24 protein-coding genes and 1 pseudogene are annotated in these 26212 nt (G+C 55.2%); 18 read left to right on the top strand and 7 right to left on the bottom strand.

The window, feature by feature from the left end:
• Positions 1–118 precede the first annotated feature (118 nt).
• Positions 119–409 (top strand): annotated as a pseudogene (locus tag CDH48_RS19610) (hybrid sensor histidine kinase/response regulator); the annotation flags it as partial.
• Positions 410–442: 33 nt separating this feature from the next.
• Here the strand turns inward: CDH48_RS19610 and CDH48_RS16805 are convergent.
• Positions 443–1120 carry a response regulator gene (locus CDH48_RS16805; RefSeq protein WP_100689898.1) on the bottom strand — a complete coding sequence of 226 codons (678 nt, stop codon included), beginning with the start codon at positions 1118–1120 and terminating at the stop codon, positions 443–445.
• Between the two features lie 386 nt (positions 1121–1506).
• Between CDH48_RS16805 and CDH48_RS16800 the strand changes: the two genes are divergently transcribed.
• From CDH48_RS16800 to CDH48_RS16790, 3 genes are all read left to right on the top strand, one after another.
• Complete coding sequence (locus tag CDH48_RS16800) at positions 1507–2391, top strand: ABC transporter substrate-binding protein (protein ID WP_227521139.1); 885 nt, start codon at positions 1507–1509, stop codon at positions 2389–2391.
• Positions 2392–2480: 89 nt separating this feature from the next.
• Positions 2481–3179 carry an ABC transporter permease gene (locus tag CDH48_RS16795; protein ID WP_227521138.1) on the top strand — a complete coding sequence of 233 codons (699 nt, stop codon included), beginning with the start codon at positions 2481–2483 and terminating at the stop codon, positions 3177–3179.
• A complete protein-coding gene (locus CDH48_RS16790) occupies positions 3172–3840 on the top strand; it encodes an ABC transporter ATP-binding protein (protein WP_100689891.1) in 669 nt (222 codons plus the stop codon). The genes CDH48_RS16795 and CDH48_RS16790 overlap by 8 nt, the downstream gene beginning before the upstream one ends.
• Positions 3841–3881: 41 nt before the next feature.
• Here CDH48_RS16790 and CDH48_RS16785 read toward each other — a convergent pair whose 3' ends face one another.
• From CDH48_RS16785 to CDH48_RS16770, 4 genes are read right to left on the bottom strand one after another with little or no spacing between them, the layout of a single operon-like run.
• Positions 3882–4685: an ABC transporter permease gene (locus CDH48_RS16785; RefSeq protein ID WP_100689890.1), complete on the bottom strand. Its 804-nt coding sequence runs from the start codon at positions 4683–4685 to the stop codon at positions 3882–3884.
• Positions 4685–5407 (bottom strand): ATP-binding cassette domain-containing protein, encoded by a 723-nt coding sequence (locus tag CDH48_RS16780; protein ID WP_100689889.1) that lies wholly within the window; start codon positions 5405–5407, stop codon positions 4685–4687. The genes CDH48_RS16785 and CDH48_RS16780 overlap by 1 nt, the downstream gene beginning before the upstream one ends.
• A complete protein-coding gene (locus CDH48_RS16775) occupies positions 5404–6378 on the bottom strand; it encodes a YVTN family beta-propeller repeat protein (RefSeq protein WP_100689888.1) in 975 nt (324 codons plus the stop codon). The genes CDH48_RS16780 and CDH48_RS16775 overlap by 4 nt, the downstream gene beginning before the upstream one ends.
• 48 nt (positions 6379–6426) lie before the next feature.
• Positions 6427–7602, bottom strand: a complete 1176-nt coding sequence (locus tag CDH48_RS16770; RefSeq protein ID WP_100689887.1) for an ABC transporter substrate-binding protein — start codon at positions 7600–7602, stop codon at positions 6427–6429.
• 175 nt (positions 7603–7777) lie between these two features.
• Between CDH48_RS16770 and CDH48_RS16765 the strand changes: the two genes are divergently transcribed.
• Both CDH48_RS16765 and CDH48_RS16760 read left to right on the top strand, forming a co-directional pair.
• Positions 7778–9007, top strand: a complete 1230-nt coding sequence (locus CDH48_RS16765) for a sensor histidine kinase (protein WP_100689886.1) — start codon at positions 7778–7780, stop codon at positions 9005–9007.
• Positions 9004–9660, top strand: a complete 657-nt coding sequence (locus CDH48_RS16760) for a response regulator (RefSeq protein WP_100689885.1) — start codon at positions 9004–9006, stop codon at positions 9658–9660. Before CDH48_RS16765 ends, CDH48_RS16760 begins: the two co-directional genes overlap by 4 nt.
• 39 nt (positions 9661–9699) lie before the next feature.
• Here the strand turns inward: CDH48_RS16760 and CDH48_RS16755 are convergent, their stop codons facing one another.
• Entirely contained in the window at positions 9700–10353 is a 654-nt protein-coding gene (locus tag CDH48_RS16755; RefSeq protein WP_100689884.1) for a pentapeptide repeat-containing protein, read from the bottom strand.
• 74 nt (positions 10354–10427) lie between these two features.
• Positions 10428–12284 (bottom strand): methanol/ethanol family PQQ-dependent dehydrogenase, encoded by a 1857-nt coding sequence (locus tag CDH48_RS16750; protein ID WP_100689883.1) that lies wholly within the window; start codon positions 12282–12284, stop codon positions 10428–10430.
• Between the two features lie 357 nt (positions 12285–12641).
• On the opposite strand from CDH48_RS16750, the gene pedF reads away from it, so the two are divergent.
• The 12 genes from pedF to CDH48_RS16690 all read left to right on the top strand — a co-directional run bounded on the left by pedF (position 12642) and on the right by CDH48_RS16690 (position 26185).
• A complete protein-coding gene (pedF, locus tag CDH48_RS16745) occupies positions 12642–13070 on the top strand; it encodes a cytochrome c-550 PedF (protein WP_100689882.1) in 429 nt (142 codons plus the stop codon).
• 86 nt (positions 13071–13156) lie between these two features.
• Positions 13157–14113, top strand: a complete 957-nt coding sequence (locus CDH48_RS16740; protein WP_100689881.1) for a substrate-binding periplasmic protein — start codon at positions 13157–13159, stop codon at positions 14111–14113.
• Positions 14114–14290: 177 nt separating this feature from the next.
• On the top strand, positions 14291–16066 hold the full coding sequence (locus tag CDH48_RS16735; RefSeq protein ID WP_100689880.1) for a PQQ-dependent methanol/ethanol family dehydrogenase: 1776 nt from the start codon (positions 14291–14293) through the stop codon (positions 16064–16066).
• Positions 16067–16255: 189 nt separating this feature from the next.
• Positions 16256–17776, top strand: coding sequence for an acetaldehyde dehydrogenase ExaC (gene exaC / locus CDH48_RS16730; RefSeq protein WP_100689879.1), 1521 nt, complete (start codon positions 16256–16258; stop codon positions 17774–17776).
• 331 nt (positions 17777–18107) lie between these two features.
• The gene (gene pqqA / locus CDH48_RS16725; protein ID WP_007153157.1) at positions 18108–18179 is read left to right on the top strand and encodes a pyrroloquinoline quinone precursor peptide PqqA; all 72 of its coding nucleotides are present in this window, start codon (positions 18108–18110) and stop codon (positions 18177–18179) included.
• Between the two features lie 56 nt (positions 18180–18235).
• Positions 18236–19171: a pyrroloquinoline quinone biosynthesis protein PqqB gene (gene pqqB / locus CDH48_RS16720; protein ID WP_100689878.1), complete on the top strand. Its 936-nt coding sequence runs from the start codon at positions 18236–18238 to the stop codon at positions 19169–19171.
• Positions 19168–19923, top strand: coding sequence for a pyrroloquinoline-quinone synthase PqqC (gene pqqC / locus CDH48_RS16715; protein WP_100689877.1), 756 nt, complete (start codon positions 19168–19170; stop codon positions 19921–19923). The genes pqqB and pqqC overlap by 4 nt, the downstream gene beginning before the upstream one ends.
• Positions 19923–20222, top strand: a complete 300-nt coding sequence (gene pqqD / locus CDH48_RS16710; protein WP_100689876.1) for a pyrroloquinoline quinone biosynthesis peptide chaperone PqqD — start codon at positions 19923–19925, stop codon at positions 20220–20222. Before pqqC ends, pqqD begins: the two co-directional genes overlap by 1 nt.
• Positions 20219–21376: a pyrroloquinoline quinone biosynthesis protein PqqE gene (gene pqqE / locus CDH48_RS16705; RefSeq protein ID WP_100689875.1), complete on the top strand. Its 1158-nt coding sequence runs from the start codon at positions 20219–20221 to the stop codon at positions 21374–21376. Before pqqD ends, pqqE begins: the two co-directional genes overlap by 4 nt.
• The gene (locus tag CDH48_RS16700) at positions 21342–23240 is read left to right on the top strand and encodes an alpha/beta hydrolase family protein (RefSeq protein ID WP_227521137.1); all 1899 of its coding nucleotides are present in this window, start codon (positions 21342–21344) and stop codon (positions 23238–23240) included. Before pqqE ends, CDH48_RS16700 begins: the two co-directional genes overlap by 35 nt.
• Positions 23241–23301: 61 nt before the next feature.
• A complete protein-coding gene (ercA, locus tag CDH48_RS16695; protein WP_100689874.1) occupies positions 23302–24465 on the top strand; it encodes an alcohol dehydrogenase-like regulatory protein ErcA in 1164 nt (387 codons plus the stop codon).
• Positions 24449–26185 carry a PAS domain-containing hybrid sensor histidine kinase/response regulator gene (locus CDH48_RS16690; RefSeq protein ID WP_100689873.1) on the top strand — a complete coding sequence of 579 codons (1737 nt, stop codon included), beginning with the start codon at positions 24449–24451 and terminating at the stop codon, positions 26183–26185. The genes ercA and CDH48_RS16690 overlap by 17 nt, the downstream gene beginning before the upstream one ends.
• Positions 26186–26212: the final 27 nt, after the last annotated feature.

The following is a 26212-nucleotide window of genomic DNA, read 5'->3' as shown; positions in this document are numbered from 1 at the left end:
CGCCAGGTCAGAAATTGCGAGCCCGTTGGGCCAACGACACTGAATCCGGTGAAGCGTACGGTAGAAAAAGACGCGGCTTAAACACAGAAACAGTGCCAACTATCTTGAAAAACACCGCTCGCTGGCAGATCTGGAACGCCAGCTAGACCCGGTTGCCAGCCCGGTAGATCTCATTCTTGCAGACTACCATCTTGACAATGACGAGACCGGCGTAGACGTGGTGGCCAGCATTAACGAGCTGCGCCATAATCCGGCGCCGGTGGTGATGATCACAGCAAACTACACGAATGAGCTCAAGCGGCATATTCGCGATCTGGGCTATGTGCTGATGAACAAGCCGGTAAAACCATTGAAGCTCAGAAGCACGCTCAACCATCTGATTTCCGGAAAATCGCACATCCGGCGTTGATCCGGAGCGCACAAAAAATTCAGGCTGCCGGCATCAGCGTTTCAGGTATTGGCTAAAGTCCACATCGCTGGCAGATAAAATGGCTTGCACACGATTGTGCACGTTGAGTTTACGCAGTATGGCTGAAACATGGGCTTTAACGGTTGTCTCGGCAATGTTGAGATTGTAGGCAATCTGCTTGTTGGATTCCCCCTTTGACATACGCTCCAGCACCAGTAATTGGCGCCGGGTCAGGGAGTTCAGCAGTTCCGGTGAAATCGGATTGTCGTCGTTGTGCCTGCGCCGACCTGCGCTTTCCTTGCCCGTGCGAATGATGTCAGAAGGCAAATACACGTTGCCGTTCAGGATTTGCTGAATGGCTTCTGTCATCTGCGCCCGTGGCGATGATTTGGTAATGAAACCTACGGCTCCGTAGGTGATGGCCTGCAACACCACCTGCTTTTCTTCTTCGGCTGAAACAATAACCACTGGAATTGTTGGTGCTTCGTTGCGCAGGGTTATCAGGCCGTTCAAGCCGTGCATGCCGGGCATATTCAGATCCAGCAGAATCAAGTCAAGATCGTCGTTTTCCCTTGCGATTACAAGCGCGCTGTCCAGATCGTCGGTTTCAAGGATCTCGCTGCCTTCAAAGCCTGATGCAATCACGCTGATGATCGCTTCGCGGAATAATGGGTGATCATCGGCAATCAGGATCTTGTAGGCGAACTCCATGTCCGTTTTTACCTTCTTGTTTTCAGTATCGAGGGCCGCAGCGGATTCATCATATCGGGTTCCGAGAGAATGTGCAGCACGGGGCTCGTTGAGCATAGTAACCTCCTGACAACGGGCTTCCAGCGGCAAAAATGGGTCGCGCCGCTCTTTATTCTTGTAGTAGTCACATTACATGTCATATAGATCTTGAGTTGAATGCGACCATGGCAGCAAAAAACAGCCACCAAAGTACTATTCTTGAGCGTCGCCGGGGTTCGTATTGTGTGTTAATGAACTTACCACTACGAAAATCAGGCCTGCCTGACACTGCTGTTTTGATTTTTTTGCTTGTGGTCCTGTGTCTTGGATCGCCTGCTCAGGCCCGGGCCGACGGACTGGAATCAGGATTGCCTGAACTGTCCATCAGTGTGTTGCAGTTTGGTACGGCGCACTGGGAGCTGGACCATATCGTGCATCAGCAACTGGATCGCAAGCATGGCTACCGGCTGGTTCTGAGAGCGGTTGCTAATCTTTCGGCGTCGCACCTTGCGGTTGTCAGCGGCTCAGCGAATGGTGCAGTTGCCGATCTGCTGTGGGCTCAGTCACGATATGAGGCCGGTAACCCCTATCTGTACCTGCCTTTTTCATCCCATATTGGTGACATTGTGGTACCGGAAAGCTCGGACGTGCGCGATCTGGCTGATCTTCAGGGGCTGCGTATTGGTGTTGCGGGAGGGCCAGAGAGCAAGGGTTGGGTGTTGCTTCGGAAGGTGGCCTCCCGGCAGGGGATTGATCTGGCAGGTTCGACCGAAGTTCAGTTTGCCGCACCTCCGTTGCTGAACCAGGGGCTCAAGCGGGGGCAAATGGATGCCATAGTTACCTACTGGCACTTTGCAGCGCGCTTGAAGGGGCAGGGTGGCTGGCGTTCGGCTTTTAGTATGGCTGAGTTGCTGGCTGCCATGGAGATGGACGTCAATTTGCCTGTGCTGGGGTATGTATTTCCGGAAAAATGGGCAACCAGACACGCAGATCTGATTGATCGTTTTGCCAGCTCGGTTGCTGAAGCAAAAGCAGAGCTTGCAGCTCGTGCGTCCGCCTGGGATCGATTGCGGCCACTTCTTCGGAATCCGGAGACTGGCGTATTTAACGCCCTGCGGGACGGTTTTATTGCCGGGATTCCGGAACCTCTGACGGACGACCGTATTGCAAACCTGAGGGAGCTGCTGGTGCTGACAGGTACGGACGCTGGCTTGCTGATGCCAGAGCGCTTGTTTTATCGGCAGCCACCATGACCATCCGCGGAGGCGCGTCGAAACAGGGGCGGCCACCATTATGGAGCTACTGGATTGTATTACCATCGGTGCTAGCCCTGTGGGCTTTAATGTCATGGCTTATCCGGTCACCGCTATTACCTTCGCCGTCGGATGTGCTGGGCACCCTGGTGCGGGAGGCCAGTTCGGGTGATCTATGGTTTCACCTGTCAGCAACGCTGCGCCGGGTCATAGTGGCATTTGTTCTGGCTATGTTGCTTGGCGTTCTGATCGGCCTGGCAATGGGGCGATCGATCGCCATCAATGCACTTTTTGATCCGTTACTGGTTTTGCTGCTGAACCTGCCTGCGCTGGTTACCATTATCCTGATGTACGTCTGGTTTGGTCTTGTTGAGTCGGCAGCGATCATGGCAGTGGTCATTAACAAGGTTCCCAGCGTTGCGGTGACAATTCGTGAAGGTGCCCGCAGCCTGGATTTTCGGCTGGAGGATATGGCGACGGTCTATTGCTTCAGTGGCTGGCAGCGGTTCCGGGAAGTCTGGGTGCCGCAACTGTTTCCTTATCTGATGGCTGCCACCAGAGGTGGCTTGGCCCTGATCTGGAAAATCGTGCTGGTGGTGGAATTGCTGGGGCGCTCAAGCGGAGTGGGTTTTCAATTGCAACTGGCTTTCCAGATCTTCGACGTGGCCACAATACTCGCCTATAGCCTGGCGTTCATTGCTGTTGTGCAACTGATTGAACTGGTCATCCTGCAACCTCTGGAGCGCAGATCCAATCGGTGGCGTAAGCCGGAGCAGCCCCATGCTTGAGTTACACATTGCTGGCCGCAGTTTTGCCCGGCCAGTGCTGGGCGAAATTTCCACCACAGTGGAGCCTGGCAATCGTATCTGCCTGCTTGGCCCGTCCGGCATAGGTAAAACCACTTTGCTGAATGCCATAGCCGGGCTGGACCCGGAGGTGCCCGACAGTGCCATCATGGGTCGCCGCCAGGTTCGGGTAGGGTATTTGTTCCAGGAGCATCGTCTGTTGCCCTGGCGCAGCCTGCGAGCCAATCTGGAACTTGTGGGGGTCTCGGCGCGAGAGGCGGATGAATGTCTCGCCCGGGTAGGCCTTGCCGGTTATGGCGGTTACCTGCCTGATCAGTTATCTCTGGGTATGGCCCGTCGTGCTGCTCTTGCCAGGTGCCTTGCGATAAAGCCGGAGCTGCTGCTGTTAGACGAACCTTTTGCGTCTCTTGATCCCGTTATGGCCGGCGATCTCAAACGGTTAATTGAGGGGATTCTGGATGCCAACCCTGCCATGGCGATGATCTGTGTCACCCACGACGGCGGGGATGCCGCAACCCTGGCCAATCGATTGTGGTATCTCGATGGCAAACCAGCGCGTTTGCAGTGGGATAGTTTGATTGAAGAGCCTGACCAGATCGTACGTCTGTTAGCAAGCCTGAGACATACTGGACAGGCGGGCTGATAAAAGCGGGAGTCATGTTTAGTTTGAGAGCAGGCGTTGATTCAGGCCGGTTTAGTGCCCAGGATTCTGGTTCTTTGGGGCCGGAAGCCAGCAGTGGCCAAAATCACCAGTACCACGGTCACCCCTGCAGTCACCCCCCAGGCTAAAGGATTCCACTCCAGGTACAACGAAAAACGGATAGCTTCTACCGCGTGGGTGAACGGGTTGAACTGACACACCCAGTACAGCCAGGGGCTGGCTTCGTTCATGCGCCATAATGGATACAGAGCCGAGGACATAAAAAACATCGGGAAAATGACAAAGTTCATTACTCCGGCGAAGTTTTCTAACTGCTTGATCCAGGTAGCTATCAACAGCCCAAGCGCGCCCAGCATCAAACTCGCCAAAATCAGTGCCGGCAGCACGGCAAGATATCCCCACCCTGGCGGTTCCACATCTACCAGCAAGGCGATAAACAGAAAGATATACACCTGAATAACCGACACCACTCCCATGGCCAGCAGTTTGGTCACCAGCAGGAAAGGCCGTGGCAGGGGGCTCATCAACAGCACCCGCATACTGCCCAACTCGCGGTCGTACACCATGGACAGGGCCCCCTGCATGCTATTGAACAGAATGATCATGCCGCAGAGCCCTGGTGCAATGTAGGTTTCGTAGGTGATGTATGTTTGATAGGGCGGAATAATGGAAATGCCAAGGACGGCGCGAAAACCGGCGGCAAACACCACGAGCCAGAGAAGGGGGCGGACTAAAGCGCTGGCAAACCGGGTACGTTGCTGCCAGAAACGCAGCCATTCACGGGTTTGAATGCCGACAAAACAATGCCAGTAAGCCGCTGGTTTCATTAGTCGACTCCGGTAAGCAATTCAAAGGTTTCAGCCAGGCTAGTTGTGCCTGTCTTGTTGCATAATGCCTGCCCGGAGCCGTCTGCAAGGAGCCGGCCCTGGTGTAAAACCATTACCCGGTCCTGTGCTGACACTTCCTCAATCAGGTGGGTGGCCCAGAGTACGGTGATTTTATCCACTGCGCACAGTTGGCGCACATGGTCGTTGAGAGCTTTGCGGCTTGCAATGTCCAGCCCCGCAGTGGGTTCATCCAGTAGCAGGAGTGTTGGTTGGTGCAGCAAAGCGCGGGCAATTTCCACTCGGCGTCTGTGGCCGCCATTCAATGCCCTCACCGGGTCGTTGGCCCTGCCCAGCAGGCCGAAGCGTTCCAGTTCCTGGTCTCCCCGCAGCCGCGACTGTTTACGCGAAAGCCCGTGCAGCGCGCTGTGATACATCAAATTCTGGCGAACCGTCAGATCGAGGTCCAGTGCGTTTTGCTGAAACACCACGCCAATCTTGCGCATGGCCTCGGTGGGGTGTTTTTTCAGCGACTGTCCGGCAAACAGGATATCTCCCTGTTGCAGCGCCAGCAGCCGCGTCAGCAGGCCAAAAAGGGTCGACTTGCCTGCTCCGTTTGGCCCGAGCAGGGCGTGAAAACGCCCCGCGTCCAAGGCAAAGTTAATGTCCGTGAGTACCGGTTTTTTGCCGTAGCAAAAACCGATATCCTTCACTGCCAGAGTCATGAGTTAGGATCGATCACTACCCCCCAAGGGTAGCGGCCTACCTTGATGGATTTGATGACTTTCATGTCGTCCAGATCAATAACCGATACATCGCCAGACACGCCATTAGTGGTGTAAAGCCGGGTTTCGTCTTTGTTCAAATCCAGTTGCCATACCCGGCTGCCGACTAGCAGATAATCCAGAACATCATAGGTTTGGGCGTCCACGACAGCCACATGATTGGCTGGCCCTAAAGCTACAAATGCGTATTTGCCGTCAGAGGTCAGCTCTATACCCACTGGTTGCACCCGGTCCTGATTCACTCCAGGCACTTTGAAGGACATCTGGTGAATCTGCTCGAGTTTGTCAACGTCAATGATATGCACAGTGCCGCCGATTTCGGCGGAGGCCCAGGCAATCCTGCTGTCTTTGCTGAACTCAACGTGGCGCGGGCGCTGGCCAATTACAATGTTCTTTTCGATTTCAAACGTTTCAGTATTGATCCAATGCAGCATGCTGGTGGTTTCTGACGTGTTCACCGCCCATCTTCCGTCCGGACTCACCGCCATGCCTTCGGGTTCAATGCCAACATCAATCTGGGCCAGCACATCTTTGGTGGTTACATCCACCACCGTCACAATGGCGTCATCTTCGTTGGCGATATACAGATGCTTGTTGTTAGGGTGAAGCGCGAATTGCTCGGGATCTTCTCCCGAGGGCAGGGTGTCGACAATCTTGCGGGTGGCAAGGTCCAGCACCTGAACGGTATCGTCATCGCTGGCGCAGATGTACAGCCTGGTGAAGTCTTTGGACAATAAAATACCCCGTGGTCGCGCGCCAACGGCAATAGTGTCAATAACCTGCATTGTTTCGGTATCAATAACAGACAGTGTGTTGTCCTTTTCATTGGACACATAAGCCAGACTTGCCATCGCCGGCGCCGACAGCCCGATCAGGGTGGCCAAGGCAGTTTTTCTGAGCAGCGATTTCATGAGTTAACTCCTTATCCTTATTGTTCTGAATGGCGAGCGCCCGGGCGATCAGCCGTTGATACGACACATGCTTTCCGGCTCGTCAAAGCCGAGGGTGTCCATTTCTGTACGTGAATGAATAAAGCCTTCAAACGGCGCTGTGGCCACCAAAGCCCGTGGATGTACTAACGGAATAGGCTGGCGCAACTGGCCGTTCCACTGGCGGTAGTTCAGCTTGCGACCCTTGAAGGCCGCCAACTGAAAGCGATCACTGAAAATTAACTGGCGAATGCTACTGGCATCGGCCTGGCCAAGATGAGTAACAGCGGTGCCCACCGAGCGCACTGCAGCCCAGGCGGCATAATCGGCGCTATTCATATCGCGACCAGCCAGGTCATGAAACCGGGACTGTAACTGCGCGGCGCCCCAGCTCTCCACAACCCGATGCCAGGCTACGGGTGACATGCCCTGTGTACCGACTACAGGCCTTGGCAGCCAGGTATTGAATGGCACGTACTCGCCAAAATCCCCACGCACATCGGCCACCACTACTGCATCGTAATCTTTGCCCTGGGTGAACAGCGGCAACTCTTTGGCAGCGGTGCGGCGTAAATCGGCATCGAAGGTCCAGGGTTTGTCTTTCACAATTTTGACCCCGAAGCGCTTGGCGGAACGGCGGAAGGCATTGGCCCAGGCCACATCGGCCGGGGTGGGGCCGGTGATCAGAAATACCTTGTTCCAGCGCCGGAGTTGCAACCACTGGCTAAGGGCATCGGTAAGCATGGCGTAACTGGGAATGGTATGCAGCAGGTTGGTGTGGCACTCGCGGGTGCGTAGTGCATCGTCTGAGGCACCGGCGTTGAATACCAGGGTATCGGGCCTTGCTTTGCTCATCATGGTAACAAGTGTGCTGGCGGGCACGTTGACCACGAACAGCTCAATGCCCTGCTGCTGCAGTTTCTCAAAGTCGCTAATGGCCGCCTGTTCCGAATCGGCCACCCGAGCAGTTAACTTATACTGGTGGCCCATGAACTTGCCCGTGGTGCTGTTATCAGAAATCGCCAGTTCAGCGCCGCGCAGGCCAGCATCTTCAGGTTCGGGCAGCACATTGGATAACACAGGGCCGGTGTCTGGCTTCCATTGCAGGAAGCCGATGTGCACGTTTACCGTGTCTGCTGCAGAGGCGGGTAGTGCCGCCAGAGTGGTAAGCAGCAATATGCCGGCCAGGAACATGAATCGGAACATGGTGTTCTCCGGATTTCTGTTGTGTGACCAGCTTAGTGAAGGGAAAAAGTCCCGGAAATATTCAGAAAGTAGGAAACTGTCAGTACTAAAGAACTATTCCGGTCTCAGACAGCCCGTTTAGCATGGTGATAAGGCTTTTCTATTCGCTCTCCATGTGTTCGGGCGGACAACAATAATGACGGCTTTCCGGAAAGTTTCCCTGCTGATGCTGTTGTTGTTTACCGTGATTTATGCGGTGGGTGCCGTGCTGTATGTGCAGCAGGCCCGCTACGATATTGAGCGGGAAATGGCTGCGGCATCCGGCCTTGCCCGGTTACTGGGCGCTCCTGAAAACGTGCCATCACAAGTGGTGCAAACTCTTCGCCACATGCGCCCTGCCCGGTCTTCCGTGGGGCCCACCCCGGCAGAAGTGCCAGCCTGGTTTTCAGCCACTGTAACGGGCGACCGGGAATACGGGACGGTAAACGGTTGGCGCATTTATCCTGCGGATGAAATGGAGGAGGTCTGGGAGAGTTTCGTACTGATATCGGCGTCTTACGCCGTGGGCATGGCGTTGTGTTTTCTGGCGTTGTTCTGGATGGTGAAGCACGGGCTGCGACCGCTGACCGAGCTGGCGGCCGCGATGGTGGCAGTCGCTGATGGCCGCCTGGCTTCGCGTTTGCCTGGCCAGGGGATTGCAGAACTGGACGCCCTGGCGCAACGATTTAACCAGATGGCCGAGGCGCTCGAAAAGGAGCAAACCACGGTGAGCCGCTTGCTGAATGAGTTATTGCAATTGCAGGACAGAGAGCGCGAGCATATCGCACGGGTGCTGCATGACGATCTGGGCCAGTATCTTATGGGCATTCGCGCCCAGGCGCGAAGCTGGGTTTATGATCCGGAATTGAACGAGCGCCAGAAACGGCAGGCCCGGGATCTTGCCGGCCACTGTGAAACGGTGCAGCAACACTTTCGTCACCTGCTGCAGGACCTGCATCCGTTGGCGATGGAACAGCTGGGCCTTGCGGGAGCTATCCAGCATCTGACGGAGCAGTGGCAGCATCTGAGCGGGCTTGATTGTCGCCTTACCATGGACGAGCAACTGGCCGAGTTGACTGGTGAACAACAAACGCATCTGTATCGGTTTTTACAGGAAGCCCTGAACAACGTATCGCGCCATGCCAATGCGACCTGCGCCACCCTGGCGGTGAAACAGAATGCTGGTGAGCTTTATATTGAGCTGCGTGACAATGGCGCGGGCACTGACAATTTTCCTGAAAAAGCCGGGCTTGGTTTGCGCTCCATGAATGAGCGGGCACGCTGCCTGGGTGGTCGAGCGAGTTTTCTGAGCAAGGTCGGTGAAGGCACACGAATACAACTGACGGTGCCATTGAACCTGCCGTGTGCGGCGAGAGGCCTGTTATGAAAATGATGATTGTGGACGATCACCAGGTGGTTCGTCAGGGCATTGCAAACCTGCTGAGTTCGATGATTCCCGGTATTGAAATCACTGAGGCCGAGAGCGGTCAGCAGGCGGTTAGCCAGTACGGACAGTACCGGCCTGATGTGTTGCTTCTGGACATGGGGCTGCCGGATATTTCCGGGCTTGAGGTGGGCCGGCGCGTTCGCCAGCGTTGGCACGGTGCCGCCATCCTGTTTTTTACCATGCACGATGAATTGCCCATGGTGCGCCAGGCCCTGGATGTTGGCAGCATGGGTTTCGTATCCAAGAGTTGTGCGCCGGAAGAGCTGGCCGAAGCCGTGAGGCGTGTGGCGGCGGGCCAACCCTACATTGAGCATTCCATTGCTACGCGCCTGGCGCTGAACAGTGAACGGTCTGTTGATCACCGACTGAAAGATATGACTCAGCGCGAAATGGAGGTGTTGTTGATGTATGCCCGTGGTGAGAACGTTTCGGGAATCGCGAAGCGTTTGTGCATCAGCAGCAAAACCGTGTCTAATCATTTGGCGCAACTGAAAGGTAAACTGCAGGTAGGCTCATCTGTGGAACTGATTCATCTGGCTGTCGATGCCGGCCTGGTGCGATATGGCCAGCGTGGGGCTGGCCAGGTACCTTGAGCCGGAAGGTCGTCTGCCCGCAATAATGAGCAACACCTGTCACCAATCAAACGGGCAGCCTGTGCAGCCCTCCATATAGGTGCCTTCAAAAGTGGCGTAATGAATGCGGCTGTTGGTGAGGTTTGCCTGTGCCAGATTGGCGTGCCCGAACTTTGCCTCCTGCAGGTTTGCACCGTGCAGATTGGCGCCTTCCAAGTCGGCTTTTGGCAACCAGGCAATTTCAAAATTGCTGAAAGACAGGTTGCTGCCTTGAAGTTTTGCTCCGGAAAATCTTGCGAAAGAAAAATTGGCACCGGTCATGTCTGATCCGCTGAAGTCTGTGCCCTGTGCAAACAGGTATTCGGCCTGCATGCCCTGAAGTTCCGCATTACGAGCTTTGGCGCCGCGCATGGTGGCCCGGAACGCCCGCAGCCGATAGCCACTGATGCCATCAAGGTTGGCGCCGTCCAGATTTGCGCCGCGCAGACTCGTATGATTCAGATTAGCGCCACTTAGGTTAGCGCCTTTGAAGTTTGCGCCGCGCAGGTCCATGTTCGACAAGTCAGCGCCTTGCAGATTGACGCCGGGGCATTGGGTATTCCGTTCAAGAACGCAGCCGTTGAGCACTGGTGACTGGTCTTTGCCGGCCATGTAGTCGCCGGCCATCACCGACGTTGTAAACAGGAAAAGCGAAGCGCTGATAAACAGTTTCATGATACAGACTCCACAACAATCAAGACGGAAAAAGCGCCTGGTGTGACACACCAGGCGCTGGGTCGGCTTGGCGCCTAACGGGAAGCCTGTGCCCAGGAAGGCAGCTTGAACACCCAGAAGGAACCGCCCTGGGATATCGGTTTTGTGAGTTCAGCCATGTCGCCGCCCCAGAGCGGTACGGCACCACCGTAACCTGAGGCCACGCCAATATACTGCTCACCGTCCATTTCCCAGGTGATAGGGGAGGAGACAACGCCGGAACCGGTCTGGAACTGCCAGAGTTCCTCTCCGGTTTCCGAATTAAAGGCCTTCAGGTAACCATCCCCGGTGCCGGTAAACACCAGCCCGCCTTTGGTGGTGAGTACACCAGCCCACAGCGGCATGTTTTCCTTGTGCTCCCATTCAATCTCGCCACTGACCGGATCCATCGCCCGTAAAATACCGACATGATCGTCATACATGCGTTTGATACGGAAGCCCTGTCCCAGATAAGCGGCGCCTTTTTTGTAGGTGACTTCCTCGGTCCAGTAATCTTCCTTCCAGTGGTTGGCCGGAATATAGAACAAACCGGTATCGGGGCTGTACGCCATCGGGTTCCAGTTCTTACCCCCGAGGAATGGCGGTGAAACTTCAACGGCTTCGCCGCGGGTTTCGCCTTCTTTCACGGCTGGCGGGCGCTGCCCCTCGTTTTCTATGGGGCGTCCATCTTCACCAATACCCGAAGCCCAGGTAATATTATCGACAAACGGAAAGCCTTTTTTGAACTCGCCGTTGGTGCGGTCAACGACATAGAAGAAACCGTTACGGTCGGCGTGAGCCGTAGCTTTTACCGTTTCGCCGTTTTCACTGTACTCAAACAGGACCAGTTCGTTGTTGCCTGAATAATCCCAGGCGTCGTTGGGGGTGTGCTGGTAGAACCACTTTACTTCACCGGTGGTCGGGTCCACGCCCACCTGGCCTGAAGTGTACAGGTTGTCGTAATCGGCCGGGTTGCCGCCGGGCGAGGTGCGGTGCCAGGTATTCCAGGGTGCAGGATTGCCGGCACCGATAATGATGGTATTGGTTTCTGCATCAAAGCTGGCACTTTGCCAGGGTGCGCCACCGCCGTGGCTCCAGGCTTCAACCTTTCCGGTTTCAGTGTTCGGATCGTCTGGCCAGCTGGGTGCGGCAGGGTCGCCGGTGGGTGTGCTTTTCTCTCCGTTCAGGCGGCCGTAATGCCCCTCTACAAAGGGTCGCATCCATATTTCTTCACCGGTTTCCGGATCCCGGGCATAGAGCTTGCCCACCACGCCGAACTCGTCGCCGGAAGAGCCATGAATCAGCAGAACCTTGCCGGTTTTCTGATCCTTCACTAGAGTCGGTGCGCCGGTCATGGTATAGCCAGCTTCGTGGTCGCCGAATTTCTCCCGCCAGACTACTTTGCCAGTGTCTTTGTTAAGCGCAACGATACCGGCATCCAGGGTGCCAAAAAACACCTTGTCGCCAAAGATTGCCGCACCGCGGTTGACCACGTCACAGCAGGGGCGGATACCCTCGGGCAGGCGGTGGTTATACTCCCAGAGCCGTTTTCCGGATTTCGCATCAAGCGCGAAAATGCGTGAGTAAGAGGCCGTAACGTATATCACGCCGTCATGAACCAGCGCCTGTGATTCCTGGCCGCGCTGTTTTTCGTCTCCGAATGAGAATGACCAGGCTGGAACCAGGCGCTCCACGTTGTCCCGGTTCACTGTGGTCAGGGGGCTGTATCGTTGGGCTTTGGGACCAATTCCGTAGCCAAGCACGTTGTGTACGGTTTCGGCGTCGTTTGCGATATCTTCCCAGGTGACTTCGGCCGCATGACTATGCGTAGCGACCAGCGCAGAGCCGGAACCCAGAAGCAGGGCCAGGCTGATTCCGCGGATCAATGGACGTTTTTGGCTGATGATCTTCATACTCAATTCCTCACGTTTTTGTTGTGACGTCTTCGCTGTTGCATTCGACGCCATGAGTATTGGTCTGAAGCGCGGCCTGCAGCGACGGTAAAACTCATTCGAAAATCGGGAAAAAGCCAGTAAAAACCGGGAAAAATGCCTGAAAGATCGTTTGATCGCTGATAACTGGTCAGTTTCTGTCTCCTCGTGACAGATCTCGTGCTTTGGCCTTCGCTCCGACTGCCTACTACGAAGGAACTAAGCCAAAACCTCGAAAGTGGCATTCGGATTTGCCGGTCCGCTCCATAGACTGGCTGCAGCTACCGACAATTCTCAAATTCGATACCCAGAGCACGAAAACTGGCAGAGGTAAGAACAATGGCAATCTCTTTCTCACTCAAAACACTGGCGACTGCAGCCCTGCTGGTTACTGCAGGTTTGGTGATGGCCCACGGCAACGTCACCCCGCAACCAGTGGATACCGGAAACCTTCCGGAGTTGGGCGATGAAATTTTGACGGAAAACCCGTTCCGTGAGGGCAATTCTCTTGGTGATGCAAATGCTCTGGCTGTGGAGGTTGGCGAAAGTGCCTATGCGGGCAATTGTGCCGGCTGCCACGGTATTCGGGCGATGTCCGGCGGGTTAACACCGGATCTGCGCGAATTGTCCGAGTGGGACGATGAGTACTATATCACTCGGGTTATCAACGGCACCGACCGTGGCATGCCTTCGTGGAAGAATACGCTGGATCAGAACGCAATATGGGCCATTAAAACCTACGTTGAATCTTTGCCGAAGCCAGACTGAACAGAGTGAGCGATACTGGCGTTTGAACTTCGGGACCTGTTTTCAGACTGGCTATATGCCAGTCTGCCGTCGTTAGGGGAAAAGTAATGAAAACGCTATTTCGGTGTCTGTTACTGATGTTGGTGATACAAACCAGCGTGGCAGAGGAGGTGCTCGACGGTGATGCTGTGCTGAACCGGCCCGCCGAGCGCAGCTACGATATTATCCTTGAGTCCGGCTACCTGAAGGTAGGTGTTTACAAGGACTTCCCACCTTATTCCTACCTTGTAGATGGCGAGCCCTCCGGCGTTGATGTTGAGCTTGGCAAGCGCATTGCGGCGGCTATGGGGGTGGAATTCAAAGTGCACTGGATTGTGCCGGATGAAAATCTGGGGGATGACCTGCGTAATAACGTCTGGAAAGGCCATTACCTGGCGAAACGGCGCCTTGCGGATGTGATGATGCGAGTACCTTACGACAAACAGTATGCCTACATGCAGGACTCTACCGGCGAGTACATGAATGAACAGGTGGTGCTGTTCGGACCTTATCAACAGGAAACATGGCAGATCGCTTTTGATCCGGGCCAAATGAATTCCGTTGAAACCATTGCGATGTTCCAGTACCACCCGATTGGTGTGGAAATTGACACCTTGCCGGATTTTTACCTTAGCTCGGGTATGAATGGTCGGTTACGTAATCAGGTGCGTCATTATACCAATGTGCAGGAGGCTTTCGATGCCATGCGCGAGGGCGAGGTCAGCGCGGTGATGGGCATGCGCGCAGAGATTGATCACGAGCTGGCCAAACCCGAAAACAGCCGCTTTGTAGTCGCCCATAACGGCTTTCCCGGTATTAGCAAACAAGTGTGGGATGTAGGTATGGCGATCAAACATACTCATCGCCAGCTGGGTTATGCACTTGAGGAAATCGTTGGCAAGCTGGTGCGGTCCGGGGAAGTAGACGCTCTATTTTCAGACTTGAGCCTGCGATATAGCGTACCCCAATATTACCGGGAATTTCTGAGTGACGAGGCCATTGCACGAGCCGAAGGCGAACTCTGAGTGGTGCTACCGTGTGCCTGATGCCGGCTTTTTTGTCGGGTAGTACGACCAAGTGATGAGAAAACCACTCCTGCGGTGGCATTGTCGATTGTGCAGGCAAAGCGAAGAATCTCTCCAGAGCCGGGAAAACTTCCCGGTTCGCCGAAACCGACAACAAGAGACTCGGAGAGCGCAACCATGAGATTGAACAGATTCAGGATTCGCATTGCAGTTAGCACGCTTGCGTTGGCGGTGTCATGCGGCGCCCAAGCTGTCACCGACGAAGACATCCTCAACGACGCCAACACACCCGAAGACATCGTTACCTATGGCATGGGAACTCAAGGGCAACGATTCAGCACGCTTGAGCACCTGAATGTAGATAATATCCGTTATTTGCAGCCGGCATGGGCATTTTCCTTTGGCAGCGAAAAGATGCGCGGGCAGGAATCCCAGCCGATGGTAAAGGATGGCGTGATGTACGTATCTGCCTCCTACTCCCGCGTGTATGCCATAGATGCAAGAACAGGCGAGGAGATCTGGCAGTACGATGCCCGCCTGCCGGACGGCATCATGCCCTGCTGTGATGTGGTTAACCGTGGGGTCGCCCTTTACGGGGACAAAGTATACTTCGGTACTCTGGATGCCCGGCTGGTCGCCCTGAACAAGGATACCGGCAAGCCGGAGTGGATTAAGAAAGTGGCGGACTATCAGTCAGGGTACGCCATCACCGCCGCTCCCATTATTATAAAAGGCAAGGTGATTACCGGGGTGGCCGGTGGTGAGTTCGGCGTCGTTGGCAAAGTGGAAGCCTACGATGCTGAAACCGGTGATCTGGCCTGGACTCGGCCCACGGTAGAGGGGCACATGGGTTATGTGTACAAGGATGGAAAGGCCGTTGAAAATGGCATTTCTGGCGGCAAGGCGGGCCAAACCTGGCCCGGTGACATGTGGAAGACCGGTGGTGCAGCACCCTGGCTAGGTGGCACCTACGACCCTGAAACCGATTTGCTGTATTTTGGCACAAGTAACCCATCCCCCTGGAACTCGCATCTGCGCCCGGGCGACAACCTGTTCTCGTCCTCCCGACTGGCCCTTGATCCCGACGATGGCAGCATCAAATGGTACTTCCAGACTACACCTCACGATGGCTGGGATTACGATGGTGTAAATGAGCTGATTTCATTTAACTACGAAGAAAACGGAAAAACCGTTATGGCCGCGGCTACCGCTGATCGAAACGGCTTTTTCTACGTTCTGAATCGGGAAAATGGGGACTTTATTCGCGGCTTCCCGTTTGTGGACAAAATCACCTGGGCCACGGGGCTCGATCCCGAAACCGGTCGGCCTATCTATGCCGAGGACGGGCGCCCGGGGGACCCATCTGACACTGATGGTACGAAAGGCAAAGCAGTCGTAGTGCAACCTGCGTTTCTCGGGGGCAAAAACTGGATGCCTATGGCTTACAGCCCGAAAACCGGCCTGTTTTATGTGCCCTCCAATGAGTGGTCCATGGATATCTGGAATGAACCTGTCTCCTATAAAAGAGGTGGCGCATTTTTGGGTGCCGGTTTCACAATAAGGCCTGCCAACGACGATTACATTGGTGTCTTGCGCGCGATGGATCCGAAAACCGGAGAGGAAGTGTGGCGCCATGAGAATACGGCGCCTTTGTGGGGCGGCGTAATGACTACGGCGGGCGACCTGGTTTTTACCGGCACGCCAGAGGGCTACCTGAAAGCCTTTGATGCCAGAACAGGCGAAGAACTGTACAGATTCAATACTGGCTCTGGTGTAGTCGGCACGCCGGTTACGTGGCAGATGGACGGGGAGCAGTATGTCTCTGTCTCTTCTGGCTGGGGTGGTGCGGTTCCGCTTTGGGGAGGTGAGGTAGCCAAGGTGGTCAAGCACTTTAACCAGGGTGGTATGGTCTGGACCTTTAAGCTGCCGAAAGATCGTGTTGCGAGCCAGTAAGTCCGGAAAGCAATAACTCAAGCGCCAGCTGGCCGCAGACAATAACTGGCCGGCTGACGCCCTACTACCAAGGGAGGAGTTTTTCGCCTCCATCGCAGCATTCAACGAACAGGATTTAGTGTCTATATTGAACTGGTAAGCGCAAAAGCCCACATTGGCGAGCGACAAACACAAAAAGAGGTCGAAACCATGATTTACGCACAACCAGGAAAGGATGGCTCCATCGTTTCTTTCAAGTCCCGCTATGAGAATTACATTGGTGGTGAGTGGGTTGCCCCGGTAAAAGGGGAGTACTTCGAAAATATTACGCCGGTGACCGGGGATGTAATCTGTGAGGTTCCCCGATCCACGGCGGAAGATATCGACCTGGCACTGGATGCTGCGCACAAGGCAGCACCAGCCTGGGGCCGTACTTCGGCAACTGAACGCTCCAATATTTTGCTGAAAATTGCTGATCGTATTGAAGCTAATCTGGAAAAATTGGCGGTTGCGGAAACCTGGGATAACGGCAAAGCGGTTCGCGAAACCCTGAACGCCGACATTCCACTGGCGGCCGACCACTTCCGCTATTTTGCCGGTTGTATTCGTGCCCAGGAAGGCCATATGGGTGAAATTGACCACAATACCGTGGCGTATCATTTCTATGAGCCACTGGGGGTGGTGGGGCAGATCATTCCCTGGAACTTCCCTCTGTTGATGGCCGCCTGGAAGCTGGGTCCTTGCCTGGCCGCTGGTAACTGCACCGTACTGAAGCCGGCCGAGCAGACACCAGCGAGCATTCTGGTGCTGATGGAGATTATCGGTGACCTGCTGCCACCTGGCGTGCTCAACGTGGTCAATGGTTACGGTATTGAAGCTGGCCAGGCGTTGGCGACCAGCAAACGAATCGCCAAAATCGCGTTCACAGGCTCTACACCTGTCGGTTCCCACATTCTCAAATGTGCTGCTGAGAACATCATACCTTCCACTGTGGAGTTGGGTGGCAAGTCGCCCAATATCTACTTCTCCGATGTGATGAAGGCCGAGCCGGAATTCGTTGACAAGTGTGTGGAAGGTCTGGTTCTGGCGTTCTTTAACCAGGGTGAGGTCTGCACCTGCCCATCCCGCGCCCTGGTACAGGAAGATATGTACGAGGAGTTCATGGAAAAAGTGGTCGCCCGTACCAAGGCAATCAAACGGGGCAACCCGCTGGATACCGATGTGCAGGTAGGTGCCCAGGCCAGCAAGGAACAGTTCGACAAGATTCTTTCGTACCTTGAAATTGGTAAACAGGAAGGCGCGGAAGTAATCATCGGCGGTGAACGTGAGCATCTGGAAGGGGAGTTTACTAACGGCTTCTATATCCAGCCCACGCTGTTCAAGGGCGATAACAAGATGCGCGTGTTCCAGGAAGAGATCTTTGGCCCGGTTGTGGGGGTAACCACGTTCAAAACCGAGGAAGAAGCTCTGGCCATCGCCAACGACACCGAGTTTGGCCTGGGTGCGGGTGTCTGGTCCCGTGACACTAATATTGCTTATCGCATGGGTCGCCAGATTCAGGCGGGACGAGTCTGGATGAACTGTTACCATGCCTACCCTGCCCACGCGGCATTTGGCGGCTACAAGAAGTCCGGTGTTGGTCGGGAGACACATAAGCTGGCGCTGGAGCACTATCAGCAAACCAAGTGCATGCTGACAAGTTACGATATTAATCCGCTGGGCTTTTTCTGATGACGATGCTGCCCGCCAACTCCTCCGCACAGGTTGGTTGGTAATTGCACACAGCGTGTGTGCCTTTTCCCCGGCGCTTGCCGGGGTGTTTTTGTTGAGACTCCGGCAACTGTGTCGCTCTCTTTTGGCCCTGCTCGGGCCTTTTTTTATTTCTCGGGATTTGTTTGCCTGGCCTGAAGCATTTTGGAGGTGCAACTTAAGGCTGGCCGAAAACAGTGCGAAAGTACCATGTAGATTCCCTGAGGGGGGCTTTAGGATAAGTTTGGGAGAGCGGTAAAAGCGCCGTACATCCCGTGATTAACAAATAATCATGACAAAAGAGGTGAGAACGATGTGGACAAAACCCGCCTATGAAGACCTGCGTATCGGTTTCGAAGTCACTATGTACTTCGCTAACCGCTGAAGCCTGTAGCGGCCAGCGCCCTGGCGCAGGCCGCTTTAGTTCCGGAGCTCCTGTCTATGTACATTCAGGTTCTTGGTTCGGCGGCAGGTGGAGGTTTCCCTCAGTGGAACTGCAATTGTGCCAATTGTGATGGGCTGCGAAAGGGCGCAATCAAGGCCTGTGCACGTACGCAGTCGTCCATTGCCGTCAGTGAAGATGGCGAACGCTGGATTCTCTTCAATGCTTCTCCCGATATTCGTGCCCAGTTGGCATCGTTTCCCCCTCTGCAGCCAGCACGAGCCTTGCGTGACACCGGTATTGAAGCTGTGGTGCTGATGGACAGTCAGGTAGACCATACAACCGGTCTGCTGACCCTGCGGGAAGGGTTGCCACTTGATCTATGGTGCACCGCTCAGGTACACGAAGATCTGAGTTCCGGTTTTCCGCTGTTCCCCATGCTCGCGCACTGGAACGGTGGGTTTAAGTGGCGTGAAATCCCGCTTGGTGAGGGTGCGCCAGAAACCTTTATTGTACCTTGTGCCCCGAATCTGAAACTGACAGCTATTCCTCTGTTGAGTAACGCGCCACCCTACTCGCCGCGCAGGGATCAGCCCCACCCGGGCGACAACATTGGCGTATATATTGAGGACACCGGTAGTGGTGCCTCCCTGTTTTACGCACCGGGGCTAGGTAAACCCGACTCCCACATTTTGCAGTGGATGCGCCAGGCCGAAGTGCTGATGGTAGATGGCACGGTATGGCACGATGACGAAATGATCCGCCAGGGCGTGGGTACCAAAACCGGTCAGGCCATGGGTCACCTCGCCCAGAGCGGCCCGGGGGGGATGATTGAGGTGCTGGATTCCATGCCTGCCAGGTGCAAGATACTGATACACATCAACAATACGAATCCGATTCTGAATGAGGAATCTGCCGAGCGAGCACAATTGGTGCAGCACGGAATCGATGTGGCCTGGGACGGAATGCATATTGATCTGTCGGGGAAGCTATGAACGCCATCGTCAGTACTGCCATGAATGTTACAGAGTTTGAGCGGGCGCTGCGTAGTAAGGGCCAGTATTACCATATTCATCACCCGTATCACCGATCCATGTACAGCGGGCAATGCAGCCCCGAGCAAGTCCGGGGCTGGGTGGCCAACCGGTATTATTATCAGATTATGATTCCGCGTAAAGACGCCGCCATAATGGCTAACTGCCCGGACGCAGAGGTTCGCCAGCAATGGTTGCAACGCATTCTTGATCATGACGGTCACGACGGAGATCCGGGCGGGATCGAAGCCTGGTTGTGCCTGGCGGAAGCGGTAGGACTTACTCGGGAGGAAGTGATTGACCAGCGTCATGTGCTACCGGGAGTGCGTTTTGCAGTAGATGCCTATCTCAACTTTGCGCGAAGCGTCACCTGGCAGGAGGCAGCATGTTCGTCGCTTACTGAATTGTTTGCGCCGGAAATTCACCAGTCCCGTCTGGATAGCTGGCCACAGCATTATCCGTGGATAGAGGAATCTGGTTACCACTATTTTCGCAAGCGACTCTCGGAAGCCCGCCGGGATGTAGAGCACGGGCTGGCGATTACACTTGCGCATTTCACCACAGCCCCTGAGCAGGCCAGGGCTCTTGATATCCTGCAGTTTAAGCTGGATATTCTATGGAGCCTTCTGGACGCACTTACGATGGCCTACAGTCATAAAACACCACCGTTTCACACGGTGACCGATCAGAAAATCTGGCATCGGGGGCTGTAATGGTAACGGCAAATCCGGCAACGAATGCAGTTACAACCACAAATATCCCTCGTTTTCGTCGCGGGTTCCGGTTCCAGTGGGAGCCGGCTCAAAACGGCCACGTGCTGCTGTATCCTGAGGGCATGGTGAAGCTTAACGAGAGCGCCGGTGCGATACTGGCCGAAATCGACGGCCAGCGTTGCGTGCGGGATATTGTGGCTGTGTTAGAGGCAGCGTTTCCGCAAGCCGATGCTCTGGAGAGCGACGTGATCGAGTTTCTGGAACATGCCAGGCAGCAACACTGGATCGAACTCTCATGACAGCTTTGGCATCCAGTTTGACAGAACAGAAACAAGCCAGCGTCAGCCCTCCGTTGTGGCTGCTCGCCGAACTAACCTATCGTTGCCCTCTGCAATGCCCCTACTGTTCAAATCCGCTGAATTTTGCCCAGACCACGAGTGAACTCACAACGGAGGAGTGGGCCAGTGTTTTGCGTCAGGGGCGTGAAACGGGGGCGGCCCAGCTGGGGTTTTCCGGAGGCGAGCCGTTGGTGCGTCAGGATCTGGGAGAGCTGATTGCCGAGGCTCGCCATCTGGGTTACTACAGCAACCTGATTACGTCCGGGTTAGGGCTGACCAAGGCCAAAGTTGATGACTTTGCTCAAGCCGGGCTGGATCACATTCAGGTTAGTTTTCAGTCGTCAGATCCGGACTTGAATAACGCCGTAGCAGGCTCCCGCAAGGCGTTTGCGCAAAAGTTGGCGATGGCCCGTGCGGTGAAAGATGCCGGCTACCCCATGGTGCTCAATTTTGTGATTCATCGCCATAATATTCATCAGATGAATGACATCGTGGCCTTGTGTGAGCGCCTCGGCGCAGATTACGTCGAATTAGCCACATGTCAGTATTATGGCTGGGCTTTCCGGAATCGCGAGGGTCTGATGCCGTCGCGGGCGCAGCTGGAAAAAGCCGAGTATGAAGTCAATCAGAACCGGGCCCGACTGCTGGATGAAGGCTCGGCCATGAAGCTGATTTTTGTTACACCCGATTACTACGAAGAGCGCCCAAAACCTTGTATGAATGGCTGGGGGAGTCTTTTTTTGACGGTGGCTCCGGACGGCACCGCCTTACCCTGCCACAGCGCCCGCTTGCTGCCGATCGAGTTCCCCAATGTGCGTGACAAAGACCTGAAGCACATCTGGTATGAAAGCCCCGGGTTTAATCATTATCGCGGCAATAGTTGGATGCCAGAGCCGTGTCGGTCCTGTGATGAAAAGGAAAAGGATTTTGGCGGCTGCCGTTGCCAGGCTTTTTTGCTTACTGGTAATGCCGACAACGCAGATCCCGTGTGTAGCAAGTCGCCTCATCACGATCGCATTCTGGCTGCGCGTCAAGCCGCTGAGTGCGCTACCGCAAGTATTGAGGATCTGACCTATCGCAATGACAGCAACTCTCGGATGTTCTTCCGCGGCTGAGAAGTATTCCAGCAATGGCAGACTGACTGCTACCGGGGCCTGCGCAGGTTTCGTTCAGCGCAGTGGCCTGGTGGTGGCAGAAGCAGGCGTTTTCTGGTTGCAAAGCGATCCTGAAACCGGAGCCAACCGTGTGTGGCATTTATCTGGCGATGGGACGGCGATGCCGCTGCGCACCCGGTTTTTGAATATTCGTAGCCGGGTGAATGGCTATGGCGGCGGTGCATTGGCGGCTGCTGTGGGTGGCGTGTATGTGGTCAGTGACGATCAGCGTATTCATTTTATCCCCCAGTCCGGTGGCCAAAGCAGGCCGCTGACGGCGGACACTGCGGCGTACGGAGGGCTGGTGGCGGATCCGTTGCGGCAACGCGTGCTGGCCGTGCGCGAAACCGGGCAGGGAGTAGCGGAAGGTTGCCAGCAACTGGTGGCCGTGGCGCACAATGGCAAAATGGTTGTGCTGCACCAGGGCGAAGATTTTTATGGTGCGCCTGCGGTCTCTGCGGATGGACGATACCTTGCCTGGATAAGCTGGCAACTACCCGATATGCCATGGCTGCAAACCAGGTTGTGGGTCGCGCGCGTTGCTGACGATGGTACCCTTGAACATCCTCGTGTGTACCCTTCGCCACGCCCTGCGTCTGTTCAGCAGCCCGTGTTTGCGGGGCAGAATCTGTGGGTGTTGTCCGACCATGCTGGCTGGTGGCAGCCCTGGCAGCTTTCCCCGCAAAGCCCGTCTGGCGCCTGGGTAAAACCCACTGTCCCCGAATGGGATCACGCCAATGCGCCCTGGCAGTTGGGTGAAGTGCATCACTGCCCATTACCGGATGGTGGTTGGGCTCGCGCCCCTTATCATCAGGGTTGTGGCGAGCTGTGGCTGTCTGGCTGCGGCCAGGCAGAATCAGTGCGGGTGGCAGCGACGTTCAGCGATTTTCGCAACTTATGTACCTATGGCGGTCATTTGTACGCCATTGCGCGTTCGCCTGACCGACTGGATGCAGTGCTCCGAATAGATCCCCAAAACGCCCACGTTGAAGTGGTTGCCGGCGGTGAGCCAGCGCTGCCGGGGCAGGCCCTGTCATATCCTTTGGCATTTCAGGTAACGCCTCTGGCTGACGAAAATATTGCACCCCAGGGATTTTTGTATTTACCGTCTCCACCCGGCGACAAGTTGCCGCCGGTGATCCTGGTTGCACACGGCGGACCGACCTCTGCAGCTTACCCGGTGTTCAATCCTCTGGTTCAGTTCTGGTGCCAACGCGGATTTGCGGTGGCGGAAGTGAATTACCGTGGCAGCAGCGGTTTTGGCCGCGCGTTTCGCTTGGCGTTGGCGCAAAAATGGGGCGAGATTGAAGTGCAGGACATGGCGCGAGCTGCGGATTTTCTGGCTGCGTCAGGACTGGTGGATGGTTGCAACACCTTTATTCAGGGTCGCAGTTCTGGTGGGTACACGGCATTGATGGCGTTAAGTCAGGGGCAACGCTACAGAGCCGGCGCCAGCCAGTTTGGAGTCACGGACCCGCGGCAACTGCGGCGCATGACTCATCGCTTTGAATCCGGCTATCTGGATTGGTTGCTGGGGCATCCGGATAGCCATCCACAGCGCTGGCAGGACCGCACACCACGTTTACGGGCGGCTGCAATGGCCGCCCCGGTGATTTTTTTCCAGGGCGGCCAGGACAAAGTGGTGGTTCCCGAACAAACCCGCATGATGTTCGCAGCGATGAAGCAGGCAGGGCACGAATCCGAGCTGCATTGGTTCGAAGATGAGGGTCACGGCTTCATGAAAACGGTGAACCAGGTAGCTATGCTGGAGGCACTTCACAGCTTTTACCGGAGGCATATAAGAAACGTCAATGAATGCAACTAAAACTTGAGTTAAACTGTCGGTTAATACTTACAAAAACAAAACTGACGTCGAGAGCATGTTTATGGGACACGACATATCCGCTTTAAGAAAGTTTGTCTCACCAGAGATCGTGTTCGGAGCCGGATCTAGGAAGTCTGTTGCCAACTTCGCCAGTAATCTTGGAGCCAAACATGTGTTACTTGTGTCCGACCCTGGCGTGGCGGCTGCTGGCTGGGTGGATGAAATCGTCACTTTGCTGACCGAGGCCGGCATACGCACCACCGTTTTCACTGGTGTGTCGGCGAATCCTCGTGTAGATGAGGTGATGGCCGGTGCCGAGCTTTATAAATCCTCCGAATGCGATGTAATTGTAGCCATTGGCGGTGGTAGCCCAATGGATTGCGCCAAGGGCATTGGCATTGTAGCGAGCGATGACCGCCACATTGTGGATTTTGAAGGGGTAGACACCATTCACAATCCGCCACCACCGATGATTCTGATTCCTACCACAGCAGGCACCTCAGCGGATGTATCACAATTTGCGATCATCTCGGACCCAAAGCGTCGTTTCAAGTTTTCCATTATCAGCAAAGCGATTGTGCCCGACGTGTCACTGATCGATCCGGAAGTGACCGAAACCATGAGCAGTTATCTGACGGCCTGTACCGGCGTTGATGCTCTGGTTCACGCAATAGAGGCGTATGTATCCACCGGTAGTGGCCCATTGACAGATACCCATGCGCTGCAGGCGATCGGCCTGATTAACCGCAATCTGGAGCCCTTGGTGGCCAATACCGCTGATACCTATCTGCGCGAACAGATTATGTTGGCCTCCATGCAAGCGGGTCTGGCGTTTTCCAACGCAATCCTCGGTGCCGTTCATGCAATGTCCCACAGCCTCGGTGGTTTTCTGGATTTACCACATGGTTTATGCAATGCCATGCTGCTGGAGCACGTAGTAGCTTATAATTTCGGCTCTGCAGACGAACGTTTCTGCCGGGTCGCCGAAGCAATGGGAATTGACCCCCGTGGCATGAGTAAAGCGCAGGTTCAGAAACGCCTTGTGGATCGCATCATTCAACTCAAGCGCGCGGTTGGGCTGGAAACTAAACTCTCTGAACTGGGAGTCAGCCTGTCTGATATTCCTTCGCTTTCCGGGTTCGCACTACAGGACCCTTGTATTCTGACCAACCCCCGGAAATCGTCGCTAAGAGATGTTCAGGTAGTGTATGAAGAAGCCCTTTGATCGCGCGGGTGTTTATGATGTCAGAGATCTTCTTGGCCTTGGTAGTCAGTCCGGCCGCAAGAACTATTATCCGGCGCTGCAAGAGCGAATAGAGGAACTGGAGCGAGAGAAGAACCGTTATAAGTGGCTATTCGAAAATGCGCTGCATGGCATTTTCCAGGGCGATTTGCGGGGCGGTTTTTTGGGTTGTAACCCGGCCATGGCCAGGATTTGCGGATACCCAGGTCCGAAGGAGATCCAGACTCGCGTCATTCGTTTGCGAGAACAGCTTTTTTGCAGTGCCAATGAGTTTGATACGTTGCGCCAGGAGTTACTTGATAAAGGCAGTATCAGGGCGCGCGAAACTCGCCTGTGCCGTGCTGACAATACTGCGGTTTATGTGGCCATCACCCTGTTAAGAAGACCGGACTTGGGGCCAGAAGTGGTTGAAGCTTTTGTGGCAGATATATCCGAGCGGGTTCAGGCGCAGCAAAAGCTGGTGCAGATCAACGCTGATCTTGAGCGCAGAGTCGAAGAACGTACCCGGGCCCTGCAGGATGCCAACGCCGGATTGCATTTCCAGATCGCACAGCGCGAAAAGGTTGAACGTGAGCTGGTGATTGCTGCTAAGGCGGCAGAGGATGCGAATCGTAGCAAGGATAAATACCTGGCAGCGGCCAGCCATGATCTGCTCCAGCCACTGAATGCCGCACGCCTGGTCATATCGGCGCTTCAGGACAGCGCGCTGCCGGCAGAGGAGGCGCGGATGGTGGCCCAGGTGCACCGTGCTCTGGAAGGCGCAGAGGATTTGCTGGCAGACCTGCTGGATATATCAAAACTGGACCAGCAGGCAATGGTGCCGGATATGGTAATGACTGACATAGCGGCGTTGGTCCGGAGCCTGGGTGAGGAATTTGAAGCCGTGGCGGCGAATGCCGGGGTTGAACTGCGGGTGCGTACAGTCCCGGCAATGGCGCAAACCGACCAGCGCATGCTTACTCGTATTCTGCGCAATCTGCTGAGTAATGCCTTTCGCTATACTCCCAGGGGCTGCGTTCTGCTGGCATTGCGAGCACGGAACGAAAGCTTGCGCATTGAAGTATGGGATACTGGCGTAGGTATCGAAGAAAGCAAACTCCAGGACATTTTCACAGAATTCCATCAGCTGTTACCACAGGGAACAGGCGGGCGTCAGGGTGCCGGGCTGGGCCTGGCCATTGTTGAACGTATGGTGTCGGTATTGGGCTACAAGATGGATGTTGTGTCACGCCCGGGCCGGGGGTCACGGTTCTCTATACAGCTGCCGGCCGGAAGGCTCACTGCCCGCCGAGCCGGGCTGCCCGATGCTCCGGTCAGACTTGGTTTGGCGGGTACTCAGGTACTGGTCATTGATAACGAGCCGGCGGTACTTGAGAGTATGAAGTTATTGCTGGAGTGCTGGGGCTGTTCAGTGATCGCCAGCCCTGACGAACAAATGGCAGTGGAGTATCTCAAGCAGACTGATGTTTTGCCGGCTGCGGTACTGGCAGACTATCACCTTGATAATGAAAGAACAGGTCTGCAGGCTATTGATGCGATACGCAAGTTATTGGGCAAACCACTGCCTGCCGCTCTGGTTACGGCAAACTGCAGCGATGAGCTACGCAAGCAGATGCGAGCGCAGGATTTGCCCATCCTGAACAAACCGGTAAAACCTAACCGCCTGCGGGCATTACTGACGAGTTTGCTGTCTGCAAGCTAACAGTAATGACCGCTCATTTTTCAAGTG

Origin of the sequence: Marinobacter aromaticivorans (assembly GCF_002806975.1) — a bacterium.
Lineage (GTDB): Bacteria > Pseudomonadota > Gammaproteobacteria > Pseudomonadales > Oleiphilaceae > Marinobacter > Marinobacter aromaticivorans.
This window is presented reverse-complemented; position numbering and strand designations above follow the sequence as displayed.